13 protein-coding genes are annotated in these 12,879 nt (G+C 45.5%); 7 read left to right on the top strand and 6 right to left on the bottom strand.

The genetic code is table 11. The features are described from left to right. Nucleotides 1-4 precede the first annotated feature (4 nt). Complete coding sequence (locus tag BUB37_RS11115) at nucleotides 5-730, bottom strand: MIP/aquaporin family protein (RefSeq protein WP_072993491.1); 726 nt, start codon at nucleotides 728-730, stop codon at nucleotides 5-7. 338 nt (nucleotides 731-1,068) lie between these two features. Continuing rightward, entirely contained in the window at nucleotides 1,069-1,521 is a 453-nt protein-coding gene (locus BUB37_RS11120; protein WP_072993494.1) for a DUF1569 domain-containing protein, read from the bottom strand. A gap of 348 nt (nucleotides 1,522-1,869) precedes the next feature. Here BUB37_RS11120 and BUB37_RS11125 point away from each other — a divergent pair, with 348 nt between their 5' ends. Both BUB37_RS11125 and BUB37_RS11130 read left to right on the top strand, forming a co-directional pair. Next, nucleotides 1,870-3,663 (top strand): sensor histidine kinase, encoded by a 1,794-nt coding sequence (locus BUB37_RS11125; RefSeq protein WP_072993497.1) that lies wholly within the window; start codon nucleotides 1,870-1,872, stop codon nucleotides 3,661-3,663. A 91-nt stretch (nucleotides 3,664-3,754) separates the two neighbouring features. Then, entirely contained in the window at nucleotides 3,755-4,165 is a 411-nt protein-coding gene (locus tag BUB37_RS11130) for a response regulator (RefSeq protein WP_072993500.1), read from the top strand. Between the two features lie 192 nt (nucleotides 4,166-4,357). Here the strand turns inward: BUB37_RS11130 and BUB37_RS11135 are convergent, their stop codons facing one another. Further along, nucleotides 4,358-5,275: an SMP-30/gluconolactonase/LRE family protein gene (locus tag BUB37_RS11135; RefSeq protein ID WP_072993503.1), complete on the bottom strand. Its 918-nt coding sequence runs from the start codon at nucleotides 5,273-5,275 to the stop codon at nucleotides 4,358-4,360. Nucleotides 5,276-5,311: 36 nt separating this feature from the next. After that, a complete protein-coding gene (locus tag BUB37_RS11140; protein ID WP_072994014.1) occupies nucleotides 5,312-6,145 on the bottom strand; it encodes a sugar phosphate isomerase/epimerase family protein in 834 nt (277 codons plus the stop codon). Between the two features lie 190 nt (nucleotides 6,146-6,335). On the opposite strand from BUB37_RS11140, the gene mazG reads away from it, so the two are divergent. The 5 genes from mazG (at nucleotide 6,336) to BUB37_RS11165 (ending at nucleotide 11,047) form a co-directional block, all read left to right on the top strand. Continuing rightward, nucleotides 6,336-7,121, top strand: coding sequence for a nucleoside triphosphate pyrophosphohydrolase (gene mazG, locus BUB37_RS11145; protein ID WP_072993506.1), 786 nt, complete (start codon nucleotides 6,336-6,338; stop codon nucleotides 7,119-7,121). Between the two features lie 64 nt (nucleotides 7,122-7,185). Further along, nucleotides 7,186-8,583, top strand: coding sequence for an MATE family efflux transporter (locus BUB37_RS11150; protein ID WP_072993508.1), 1,398 nt, complete (start codon nucleotides 7,186-7,188; stop codon nucleotides 8,581-8,583). Between the two features lie 17 nt (nucleotides 8,584-8,600). Continuing rightward, the gene (locus BUB37_RS11155; protein WP_072993511.1) at nucleotides 8,601-8,828 is read left to right on the top strand and encodes a hypothetical protein; all 228 of its coding nucleotides are present in this window, start codon (nucleotides 8,601-8,603) and stop codon (nucleotides 8,826-8,828) included. Nucleotides 8,829-8,831: 3 nt separating this feature from the next. Next, nucleotides 8,832-9,401, top strand: a complete 570-nt coding sequence (locus BUB37_RS11160) for a phosphatase PAP2 family protein (RefSeq protein ID WP_072993514.1) — start codon at nucleotides 8,832-8,834, stop codon at nucleotides 9,399-9,401. Further along, nucleotides 9,398-11,047, top strand: coding sequence for an ArnT family glycosyltransferase (locus tag BUB37_RS11165; RefSeq protein ID WP_072993517.1), 1,650 nt, complete (start codon nucleotides 9,398-9,400; stop codon nucleotides 11,045-11,047). Before BUB37_RS11160 ends, BUB37_RS11165 begins: the two co-directional genes overlap by 4 nt. Here BUB37_RS11165 and BUB37_RS11170 read toward each other — a convergent pair. Further along, complete coding sequence (locus BUB37_RS11170) at nucleotides 11,044-11,913, bottom strand: lysylphosphatidylglycerol synthase transmembrane domain-containing protein (protein ID WP_072993520.1); 870 nt, start codon at nucleotides 11,911-11,913, stop codon at nucleotides 11,044-11,046. The genes BUB37_RS11165 and BUB37_RS11170 overlap by 4 nt on opposite strands. Continuing rightward, nucleotides 11,897-12,856, bottom strand: a complete 960-nt coding sequence (locus BUB37_RS11175; protein ID WP_072993523.1) for a glycosyltransferase family 2 protein — start codon at nucleotides 12,854-12,856, stop codon at nucleotides 11,897-11,899. Before BUB37_RS11175 ends, BUB37_RS11170 begins: the two co-directional genes overlap by 17 nt. Nucleotides 12,857-12,879: the final 23 nt, after the last annotated feature.

Genomic DNA, 12,879 nt, shown 5'->3' on the forward strand with positions numbered 1-12,879 from the left:
ATGGTTAAATTCCGATCAAAAGATAAGTGATCGCCGCCAAAAAACCTCCAAGAAAGGGGCCTATTATGGGTATCCAGGCATAGGACCAGTCGCTGCCACCCTTTCCTTTGAGCGGCAAGAGGGCATGCATTAACCTTGGGCCGAAATCACGGGCGGGGTTAATGGCATATCCGGTAGGGCCTCCAAGTCCGAAACCTATCCCCATTACCAACAAGGCCACGGGCAAGGCATCTATCGACCCCAGTGATATGGGTTGGTCGGAGACGGTTCCCCCGGCGATATAGAAAACTGCGAATACCAAGGTGAAAGTACCGATAACTTCGGTTGCCAGGTTCCAGAACGGACTTCGAATGGCGGGCGAGGTGCTAAAGGTGGCAAGGATGGCTGCCTGGTCTTGCGTGGCATCGTAGTGCTTTTTATAGTTAAGCCAAACTAAAAGGTTGCCCATCATAGCGCCCAGTATTTGGGCAACAATATAGCCGGGAACCAAATGCCATGCGAATTTTCCTGCGGTTGCCAAACCTACGGTCACGGCAGGGTTTAAATGGGCGCCGCTAATATCGGCACTAACGAAGACGCCGACAAAAACGGCTATGCCCCAGGCCAACGAAATGCCCACCCAGCCGGTACTGGATCCCTTGGTGTCTTTGAGAACAAGATTGGCGACAACGCCATTGCCCAAAAGGATCAGTAGGCAGGTTCCGATAAATTCAAAGATATAAACGGTCATAGTCGGGTTGGTTTAATTGATTAGTAATGATTATTGCCATTATGTTCGCTACAGGGTTCAAGAAGGTATGAACTCGGGTTTTACTGCGAAAGATACAATTTTAATGGACTTTTTTTGTGAATTGTTTAATATGATGGAATTGGGTGGTGATTGGATCATTTCTGATCGGCTAGGGAAAAATTAAGTGTCCAAGGCAGGGTTTAAGCTAAAGGATACTGCACGGCGGACGGTTGTGGTGGTCGGGAAAGCCCAGCGATTCCGAGGGCTAGGAAGCAAGGGAACATAAACGACCTAATCGATGAAGTCGAAAGCGGAACCGACCGGACAACGCTATGGCCCTAGCTACCAAACTGGCGTAAATGGTGGTCGAGATGCTTGTAAAAAAGAACGTTCCATTCGGAGGTCGTAAGGGGGCCGAAAGCGTGCGATTCTTTATTGTGAAAGTGTGTGGCCCCTAATTTTTGGGTTTTGTCGATATATTGGATCAGCCGTTGTTTTTCAGTTTCAAAGCTTCTTTCATCAGTGATTAAAAACAAGGGGGATGTGCGCATGTTTTTCTTGTATGGTTTTGGGCCGGTAACTACCTTCTTGGCCAATAGTTTTATCATAAATTTTTTAAAACCCTTGGGCTTGGGGTATTTATCGGTATATACCAGGTCGTAGGTCACGTTGCAATGGGCCAACATTTGGCCGACGTTCATCCGGCCCCATTGGTTGGAAGTGTCCGGGGTAAGGGAGTTTATCCGCGAAATGAGTTCTTTGGATACCTCGGGGTCAAATACATTTTTCATAGCCGGTCGGTTATAAACTGTTTACGATCAATAATTATTAATTCCTCTTAAAAATAGTGATAATACCTTGAATTGTATGCTTTTTCAAAGTAATCCAGTTTATGTTGACCGTGGCTCTCCCTTGATATTTGGCCTAAAGGAGGCTCTTTTGCAAAATGGGGCGGTCGGGTCGCTACAAGTGGCTGTAATCGAAGGGAGTAGTGTTATCGATAACACTGCAATTTTACTTAATGTTAACATTTGTTAGTAAGAAAAAGGTGTATTTTAGTTTAGGTATTCTATTATTTTAGTGTTTTGCCCCTCCATAAATAATAGGATTCCAACGTGTTTTTACCAGCCCAAAACTTTATGTGGAAAAAGTATTTCAACAACTTTTTATTGCTTTATATTCCTTTATTGCTCATTTCCCTATTAATGTTAATTGGGCAGCGAAGGGAGAGAATTGCCGATTTTGTAGCTAAGGAGGCCCTTGTTTCAATGCAGAAGACCACTTTTTTGAGCGATGTCTGCCATTATCTGATACATAACATCAACTATTGGTCGGGCATAGTTTATCCCGTGGGTTTCGAAACCAATGAAGGACATGCGGATTTTATTCATCCTTATATAGAGGTAATCAAAAATATCGGCTTTTACGATCAATTTCGGATCATAGACCTGAGTGGAGAAGAACGATTGAGGTATCAGAGCAATTTTGGGCGGAAGATGGAACTTTCTTCCTTGCAGAACAAGGTTGATAGTGATTATGTCCTCCGGGGCTTGAACCTTAAAAAAGGAGAGGTTTACCTGTCGCGCATCAACTTAAATCGCGAGAACAATGAAATAGAGAGACCGTTTAAACCTGTACTTCGCGCGGTGGCCCCTATTTACGATTCCTTGGATACCAAGGTGGGTTTGGTGGTCATCAATTTTAGGGTAAAGGATATACTTGACTATCTGACGAAGTTTCCGCAGTATGGTAAGACCTATTTGGTCGATTCTGAGTTAAACGTCGTTGCCTCGAGCATGGGCGGTGATTTACCGCCTTATGAGGTTAGGGACAACACGGAAGCCCTGCAAAACCTCTCGGATGTCGGGGTGGTCGGGATTCAAAATAGAAGGGATACCACTTTCTATGAAAACGGTAGTGTGTGGAGCTATTCGAATGTTCGAATGAACAACGGATACCTGATACAAAGCGGCCTGTATTCGAAGCCCGATCGTATTGTCAACGAAACCCAATGGGCCATTGTCAGGGAGTTGCCGGCAAATCAGATCCAGATGGGCCTATGGCCTTTGTATCAGAATTTTATCGTGCTTCAATTAATTTCCATTCTTACCCTGGCAGGCATCTCGTATGGCTATGTTAAGTATCAGACCCAGAAAAAAGACCTGTACGGGCAGTTAAAGGAAAAAAACAAGGCCCTGTTGCACAACCAAAAAAGTCTTAAAACCATAAATGAGCTCGTCAGGCGGACCAACCGGCGCCTAAATATCAGAAACGAGCAACTCGAACAATTTAGTTATCTCATCTCCCATAATCTTCGATCACCGGTAACCAGTATGTCGCTTATCGTAGATATCATAAAAAAGGAAAAAGATCCCGAAAACGTAAAAAGCCTCCTTCCCAAACTGCATAAACTCTCCGATAGCATTAGTTGCCTTACGGAAGACATTAAGGAATACATTGCCGTGGTAGACCAAAAAGAGCCCCATCTTCAAGAGGTGAACATCTATGCCCTGCTGCAAGGAATGAAAAACGAATTTCCGGAAATTATGTCGGGCAAGGAAAATTTTGAGATAGTTTACGAGCTGGAGGAATGGAAGACCATCACTTCATCGAGATATTGCCTGCAAAGTATTTTTCACAATTTGATTTCCAATGCCATACGTTTTAGAAGACCCGATGTGGCCTCCTACCTTATTTTTCGAAGCGGCTTCGAAAATGGCCGCAAGGTATTGTTTGTCGAGGACAATGGTTTGGGGATAGATATGGACCGTTATGGGGAAGATGTATTCAAGTTATATAAACGGTTTCATAGAAGTATTTCAGGAAAAGGGATGGGACTTTTTTTGGTAAAAACCCAGCTAGAAGCCATAAATGCTACCATTAGTATTAAAAGTATTGTAGGAAAAGGATCAATATTCCAGATTAATTTTTAACTTAATACTTAATATGTATTGTTTTCTGCTGGGCTAACGATCTGTTTTTTAAGTTATAGGATTATAATCAGCAATTAAAACCAATTAAATAATGAAAAAAGCTAGTATTCTACTTGTAGACGACGATGAGATATATCTCTACTTGACAGAACGTCTAATCGATGGGATATCGGATAATTTGACCGTTAAATCGTTTACCGATGGGGAGCAGGCTCTCAACTATATCGGTGAGTGTATCAAAGAACAGGTGGAAATGCCCGGGGTTATTCTTTTGGACGTAAACATGCCATTCTTGGACGGTTGGGGTTTTTTAAAGGAATTCAGGAAACTGAAGGGCAAGATAACCGACAAGGTGCATATTTACCTGGTTACCTCGTCGGAGCGGGAAAGGGACAAGGAGCGCGCCAAGGAATTTGAAGAACTGACCGGATATGTCGTCAAGCCGGTTTCCGAAGATAAATTGGTCGAAATACTCACGGCCGTCTATGAAAGTCACTGGTAATATGCGCGGAATTTTTACTTGAATACCCTTTTCTGTTTTAAAAGGCCTCGTCGACCTTTCGTGCCAAAATCCACCCAAGGAACGGAAATACCTTCTTGGGCAGGGCTTCTGAGGCCTGAAAAGGCACTGGTCGTACGGTTTTACCAACGGAGGGCTAGGCCCTATTTTCACTTCAGGGCATACGCTTGGTCGTTACCACCGTACTCCGTGCACGGCCATTTCCAAAGTATAGACCGAGTCCATGGCCGTAATGAACAAGATGTTCTGGTCGGGCCCCCCAAAGGTTACGTTGGCCGTCCATTTTTCGGGCACCGGGATATGTTTGACCTTTTCTCCTTTCGGGTTAAAGACGGTTACCCCGTCACCGGTAAGGTAGACATTGCCTAGGTGGTCCAGGGTCATACCGTCGCTTCCCATATCGGCAAATAGTTTTTTATTGCTGAGGTTGCCGTCTTTTTCTATGGTATAGACATAGACCTTTTTTTTGCCGTTATCGGATACGTAGAGGGTCTTGCCATCGGGCGATCCGATAATGCCGTTGGGTTGGTCGTAGTTGTCGTCGATTACAATTCTGGGGGTCGAACTGTTCGGGGCCAAATAGTATACCCGCCTTGCCGGTTGCTGTGGCTCGGTGTGTTCCCACCAAGGACGTTTGTAAAAGGGGTCGGTAAAATAGATTCCGCCCTTGCCGTCGACCCAAAGGTCGTTGGGCCCGTTCAGTTTTTTTTCTTCGAAGTTATCGAGTACCACGGTAACCGTTTTGTCGGGGGCAATGCGCCAAAGTTCATTTTTCTCGTCCGCAGCGGCCAATAGGTTGCCCTGGTGGTCGAAATAAAGTCCGTTAGATCGCCCCGAAGGTTTCATATAGTCGGAAACGGTATTGGTTTTGGCATCCCATTTGACGATTCGGTCGTTGGGCTGGTCGGTGAAATAAACGTCCCCGTTTTTATCGACGGCTGGGCCTTCGGTAAATTTATAGGTATCGGCCACCAAGGTAAGTTCGGCACCTTGGGCAACGATGTCGTCGGGCAATTGCTGGGCCTTGCATAAGGGGTTCGACAAGAGGCCGATGGCAAGTACCCCGGCCCATGTTTTTAAATTGTTTCTCATAGTTTAAGCTTTTCAGAAAATGGGTTATCGCCCTTCTCAAATTCCTTTGAGAAAGCGCATATTGTGTTGCATACTCTCGAGTGGTGTATTGGCATATTCCTCCTGCTCGATAAAAATATGCTCGACCCCCGATTCTTTGCGGTGGGCCAACATGTTTTTGATATCGAGCCCTCCCTTACCGAATTCGGTACTTTCTTTTTCGTGCATGTCCATATCCTTTAAATGCCAAAGCGGAAAGCGCCCGGGATACTTTTCGAAATAATCCAAGGGGTCCTTACCCGCCACGACGACCCAACCGAGGTCGAGCTCCATATGAACAAGTTCGGGGTCGGTTTCATCCATCAACACATCGTAAAGAACCTGCCCGTTTTGCGATTCGAACTCATATCCGTGATTGTGATATCCGAATTTGAGACCCAATTCCTTACAGGCCTTACCCGCTTTGTTAAAGGCTTCGGCCACTTTTTTATAGTTGTCTACGGTTTGGCCCTTACTGGGCAGGGACGAGCAGATAAGGTAGGGTTGCCCCGACGCCAAGGCCTGTTCCATGGTGGTTTCGAAGTCGTCGTCCAAGGCTACATGGCCACTGGTCAATTTCATGCCCAGGTCTTCGCATACCTTCTTCATTTCCTTTGGGGCAAGACCGTAGTAAAGTCCTTTTTTACTGCGTGCCGATTCTATCTTTTTAATGCCCAGGTCGGCGATTTGTTTCAAGGTGGTTCTGGCATCCTTTAGCATGGCGTCCCTAAAGGTGTACAGTTGCACCCCGTACTCGGGGCGGTCCACTTCCTTAAATGAAAAAGAAGGGAGCAGAAGGGTGCCGGTAAGGGCCATGGAACTTTGCCGAACAAATTGTCTTCGTGTGGTCATCCAGAATTCTTTTATGGGATTAAGATAGTGAAATTGAACGAATACCCTTAAGCTCATGGTTAAAGTCTGGTGCCAGTGGAACGGAAGCTCTGCTTTGTTGGTGCCCTTTTGCACGGCCCTCGATTATTTTATGGGGATCTGGTTAGAATAGCCTAGGGGAGATGCTTACTTTTGCACCAAAATTTAGGTAATGAATTCTAGGGAAAAGCAACTTCGGGCCTTCGATCGTCTACTGACCATAATGGACGAACTTCGAGAGCAATGTCCGTGGGATAAAAAACAGACCATGCAGACCTTGCGGCATTTGACCATAGAGGAAACCTATGAACTGGGCGACGCTATATTGGACAACGACCTCGAAGAGGTAAAAAAGGAATTGGGGGATGTGCTGTTACATATCGTTTTCTATTCGAAGATAGGGTCTGAGACCGAAGATTTCGACATTGCCGACGTCTGCAATTCCGTTTGCGAAAAGCTCATTAACCGTCACCCCCACATTTACGGCGATGTTAAGGTCGAAAATGAGGAGGATGTAAAAAGAAATTGGGAGAATATAAAGCTCAAGGAAGGCAAGAAGAGTGTTTTGGAAGGTGTGCCCAAGGGGCTGCCGTCGCTTGTCAAGGCCAACCGAATTCAAGACAAGGTGGCCGGGGTTGGTTTTGATTGGGAAAGGCCCGAGCAGGTTTGGGATAAGGTTCAGGAAGAACTGGCCGAGTTTAGGGATGAGGTAGCTGCGGGGGATAAGCCCAGAATGGAGGAGGAGTTTGGCGACGTGCTATTCGCCATGGTCAATTATGCCCGTTTTTTAAAGATCGACCCTGAAAATGCCTTGGAGCGTACCAATAAAAAATTCATGGCAAGGTTCGGTTACCTTGAAGGGAAAGCCAAGGAGATGGGCAAAAGCTTAAAGGAAATGACATTGGCCGAAATGGACGTGTTTTGGGAGGAGGCCAAAAAGGGACAAGCAAATATCTAGTGTGACCACCTGAAGAATTACTTACGATTTTAAACGACCAACCTTTAAACTTCCTTTTGCAGCCTTGTTAAAAAAATACACCAAAGAGTTCAAGTACAATATAAAACTTTCGGTTCCCGTAATCATGGGTATGCTGGGCCATACCTTTGTGCAGTTGGCCGATAATATCATGGTAGGCCAGTTGGGCACGGCGGAACTGGCCGCCGTATCATTGGGTAACAGTTTTGTCTTTATCGCCATGTCGATAGGTATCGGTTTTTCTACGGCCATCACGCCTTTGGTAGCGGAGGCCGATGGCGCCGGGAACAAAGCCGACGGAAAGAAGGCCCTAAAGCACGGATTGGCCTTGTGTACCGTATTGGGCCTATCGCTTTTCGGGGTCATTCTTTTGGCCAAGCCCTTGATGTATAAAATGGAACAGCCTATCGAAGTGGTGGAGCTGGCCATGCCTTACCTCGATCTGGTCGCCTTCTCCTTGGTGCCCTTGATTGTTTTTCAGGCCTTCAAACAATTTTCGGAAGGACTTTCCCAGACCAGGTATCCCATGTATGCCACGGTAATTGCCAATGTGGTCAACATTTCGTTGAACTACGTCTTTATTTTTGGGGCCTTGGGCTTTCCCAAAATGGGTGTTGTCGGTGCCGCCATCGGTACCTTGGTATCGCGCTTTGTCATGGTCGGCTACCTTTGGTTCCTGTTAAGGAGCAAGAAGAAGTTTCACGATTATGTTACCGGTTTCGATTTTGGCAACTTGGAGCGAAAGGTGGTTAAAAAGATCATAAACCTAGGGTTTCCGTCAGCGTTACAAATGCTCTTCGAAGTGGCTATCTTTACAGCGGCGGTCTGGCTTAGTGGCGTATTGGGAAAAAATGCCCAGGCCGCCAATCAAATTGCGCTCAACCTGAGCAGTATGACCTTTATGTTCGGTATGGGCCTGGGGGTCGCCGCCATGATCCGTGTCGGCAACCAAAAAGGGCTTCGTAATTTTACGGAACTTAGACGCATCGGCCAATCGATATTTTTATTGACCTTCTTGCTCGAAATCGTTTTTGCCCTCCTTTTTTTGGTGGGACGCCATTGGTTTCCGACCCTCTATCTCGATGTTGACGATGCGGCCCATATGGCCGATAACATGCAGGTGGTAGCCTTGGCGGCCCAGTTACTGCTGGTCGCCGCTTTTTTTCAAATATCCGACGGTCTTCAGGTGGTAGTGTTGGGGGCCTTGCGGGGCATGCAAGACGTGAAGATGCCGACCTTGATTACCTTTGTCGCCTATTGGGCTATCGGTTTTCCGATCTCTTTCTATCTGGGTTTGTATACCCGATTGGGAAGTACGGGCATATGGGTGGGTCTGTTGGTGGGGCTGACCGCATCGGGTATTATGTTGTATCTTCGGTTTAATTATCTGACAAAAAAATTGATTGATGGGGCATCGAAACAAACCATGCCCCGAGTACCCTAATTTTTATCAAAGACAAAATGGAGTTTCCAAAATTTTTATTAGGCGACAATACGGATTACCCAACCGCGATATTCATCATCCATACCGAATATCCCAGGTTTATCATTAACCTTGAAAACGATGAGGTAGAGTGGCTGGAAGACTTTTCCAAAGAGGATGAAAAAGAGTTGGAGGTCGAGGCCGAAAACCTTATTGAGCAGGCCAATGCCTTCTATGATAGGGAAATCGCAAGGTACGAAGAGTAAGGTATGTGGGAAGGCTTGATAGAATACGATAAGGAACTTTTTCTTTACCTGAACAACCTGGGTACGCCCGCATGGGACGATTTTTGGATGTTCGTAACGAACAAATTTACCGCCATACCCATCTACCTGACGCTTTTGGTATTGACGTACAGGTACTGGGGCTTTAAAAAGACCTTGCTCGTGGTGGTTACGGTAGCCCTTATGATTTTGGTTACCGACCAATTGTCAAACTTTTTTAAGTATGGGGTTCAGCGCCTCAGACCTTGTTACGATCCGGAGCTGGATGGCCTCGTAAGACTGGTCAAAAATTCGTGCGGAGGTAAATTCGGATATTTTTCGGCCCATGCGGCCAATAATTTTGCCGTAACCCTTTTCTTTACTTTTTTGTTGAAGCCAAAACTGCGTCATATAGGAATTTTCTTGGTATTTTGGGCGTTTTTGGTCTCATATAGCCGCATTTATATCGGCGTCCATTTTCCTCTGGACGTCGTTTCGGGGGCCTTAATTGGATTGGTTTTTAGCTGGTTATTTACAAAGTTGGCTATATTTGCAGTTGACAAAATACCTTTATGATATCTAACTCTAGATATTGGTCTTTAGTTTTTCTGGTTGTTCTGGTGTACCTCGCCGGTATGTTCGTGACCCTTTTTGAAAATGATTCCGCGCAGTTTGCCGTAATGGCCATGCGTATGGTTCAGGAAAATGATTTTTTGAATCTTTTTAAGGGTACCGAAGAATACCTGGATAAGCCACACCTCCACTATTGGTTGGCCGCATTTTCGTACCTGATTTTCGGAATCCAAGACTGGGCATACCGTATACCGGGTATCTTGGCCATCCTACTAGGGGCCTTCAGTACCTACGGCTTGGGGCAGTTGCTGTACAACAAAAATGTAGGCCGGATCGCCGCCCTGATTTTTATGACGGCCCAAACCATTGTTCTCGCGGCAATAGACGTCAGGACCGATGCCGTACTGACGGGCTTTGTCATCCTATCGATTTGGCAACTGGCCACCTATGCGAACACGGGTTCGTTAAAGGCCTTGCTATTGGGGTCCATGGGAGCGGGACTGGCTTTTTCGACCAAGGGACAATTGGCAATTTTGATTATCGGCCTGGCCCTGTTGAGCCATTTGGCCTATCAAAGACGATGGAGGGTATTGTTCAATTGGAAAGTGGTTTGGGGCCTGTTGGTTTTTGCCCTTACCATCGCACCCATGCTTTATGCCTATTACCACCAATTTGATCTTCATCCCGAAAAGGTCATACGGGGCAAGAGCGATAGAAGCGGTATATTCTTTATTTTCTGGGAACAAAGTTTCGAAAGGTTGAGCGGAGAGGGAATGGGCAGTAATAGCAGCGACTACTTTTTCTTTTTCCATACCTATTTATGGGTTTTCCTGCCGTGGACCTTTCTGGGGATAGGGGCCTATGCAAAGCATATCAAGGCCCTTTTCAAATCAAGGTTCAAGTACCAAAGGGGGTACGAGTTTTTAACCTTGGGGGGTATTACCTTCTTTTTTTTGATAGCCAGTTTCTCCCAGTTTAAATTGCCGCATTACTTAAATAGTATAATTCCGCTTTTTGCGGTGTTGACGGCCTCTTATATCTATAAGGTCAATCAAGATAAAACGGTAAAAATACTACTGGGAATCCAGTATTTTGTGTTGAGCGTCATTTTCATTGCTACCGTGCTCATTTGTTTTCTCGTTTTCGAGTTTAGGAACATTTATGGTCTTTTGGTGCTGTTACTCTTTCTATTGGTAATTGTTTATTACTGTTTAAAAAGAGAGGCTTATCAAAGAAAATTAATAACCATTTCGGTGTATAGTTCCCTTCTTTTGAACGGTATGCTCAATCTTCATTTTTATCCTAATCTCCTTACGTATCAGGCGGGATCGAGTATAGCCCAGGTAGTCGACGAAATGGGGATACCGGTAGACAAAATTTATAAATTGGGTGATTACCATACCTGGGCACTCGATTTCTATAACCGAAGGCCGGTGCAGATTACCTCTTACGAGGCCATAAAGAACAAGAGGGATATTTGGGTCTATGCTACCGATGACCAGATTCGCGAACTTCAAAACCGCGATTTTGATTGGGACATCCAGTATACCCGCGCGCAATTTCGAATAACACGTTTGAGCCTTAAGTTTTTAAACCCCACTACACGAAAAAAAACCTTGGGTAAAATGCATTTAGTGCATATCTATTAGGAGTTCTTTTTCAAATCAGGTTTTTTAAAGTGGTAGATGATTCCGCCCAAGGAGGTGAAGGCAGTTATCAAGAAAAAGACCATGCTTATGGTGATGGATATATCTTGTTCGAGTCCGAGCCAAAGTGAAAAGTAATAAAAGGTGACCTCCCTACTTCCGATACCACCTACCGTTAGGGGCAATATCGCTACGATGGAGGAAATCAAAAAAACAAAGAGGTAGGAGGCCCATTGGCCGGGTACGTCCAAGGCCATAAGTATGGACCAAGCACTGATCAATTGGGCCAGTTGTACACCGGCCGAGTACCCGACCGATGACCAGAACACCGGAAAAACAAATCCGAAAAACCGCTTGTTTATCAACCAAAAAACGAGAATGCCAAGCAAGACCAAAGGGGCGATCAACGCCTTGTAGGCATTGAAAACCGGTTGATCTAAGAAAAAGGCCAAAATACAGGCATAAACAAATAGGAGCAGCAATCCGCTCAATCGATCTAATAACAAGACCGATACTATTTTTTTGGTCTTTACTTCAAATTTTTTTTTGATGAGATAGCCCTTATAGGCATCACCCCCAATGCCCCCGGGCAGGAAAAGGTTGTAGAACATTCCCAAAAGGTACAGTCTTAGGTTGCTTCGGTGGCTGAGGAAAATGCCCAACTCATGAAAATAGAGATTCAGGCGATAGGCCGAAAGTATCTTGGAAACGACAAAGAACAGTAGGGCGCACAAAAGAAACAAGGGGTCGATGCCTTTTAAAATGCCCCACACTTCCTTAAAGTCTACCTTGGTGAAGACCAAGTAGACCAAAAGCGCACTAAAGGCGAATTTTAGTGCGGTGGTCCCCTGTTTACGCCGATTTGCCACCTACGGATACTTTTTTTATTCGATAGGGCCTTTTTTGCTGGGACTCATAATAGGTGCGGATTAGAAGCTCCATCACAATGCCGATCGTAAACAATTGTATGCCGGCAAGAATGAACATCAAACCGAAGATCAACAAAGGCCTTGTACCGATATCTTCACCGAACCCGAATTTGACGACTACCAGGTACATGTTGATCAATAGGCCCAAAAGAATCAACAATACCCCAAAAATACCGAACAGGTGAATGGGCCGTTGAAAATATTTCCTGATAAAAAGCAACAGCATCATATCGGCGATTACCTTAAAGACACGCTCCAACCCATACTTCGATACCCCGGCATGGCGGGCATGGTGCTTGACCGGAACCTGTTTGATCTGGGCGCCTTCCAAATAGGCAAGCAAGGTGATAAAGCGGTGCATTTCACCATAGAGGTTAAGGTCTTTGGCAATTTCCTTCGAGAAGACCTTAAGGGCGCATCCGTTGTCCTTTATATCGAGCTTGGTAACCCGTCTGACCAGAAAGTTCGCAATTTTCGAGGGAATCTTTTTTACCAGGGAATCCTTCCTCTTTTGGCGTATACCGGTGACCAGGTCATACTCACCACCAACGGCATATTCCAACATTTTCGGAATATCGCTAGGGTCGTTCTGTAGGTCTCCGTCCATCGTAATAATAAACTCCCCTTCGGCATAGTCGATGCCTGCCGCCAAGGCAAGGCTTTGTCCGTAATTTTTTTTGAGCGAAATCAAATGTACCTTGTCATCGGCCAATCGGTTGACGATTTGACGCGTGCCATCGGTAGAGAAATCGTCCACATAGATGATCTGATAGTTGTAGCCCACCAAGCTTTCATGGATTTTTTGTGTGAGCAATGCAACATTGTCCGCTTCATTGTAAAGGGGCACTACGATAGAGAGCAAGGAGTCGGTAACGGGATTCATGTATTCGTGATGATTTTGCGCAA

This window comes from Pseudozobellia thermophila (assembly GCF_900141855.1).
GTDB lineage: Bacteria > Bacteroidota > Bacteroidia > Flavobacteriales > Flavobacteriaceae > Pseudozobellia > Pseudozobellia thermophila.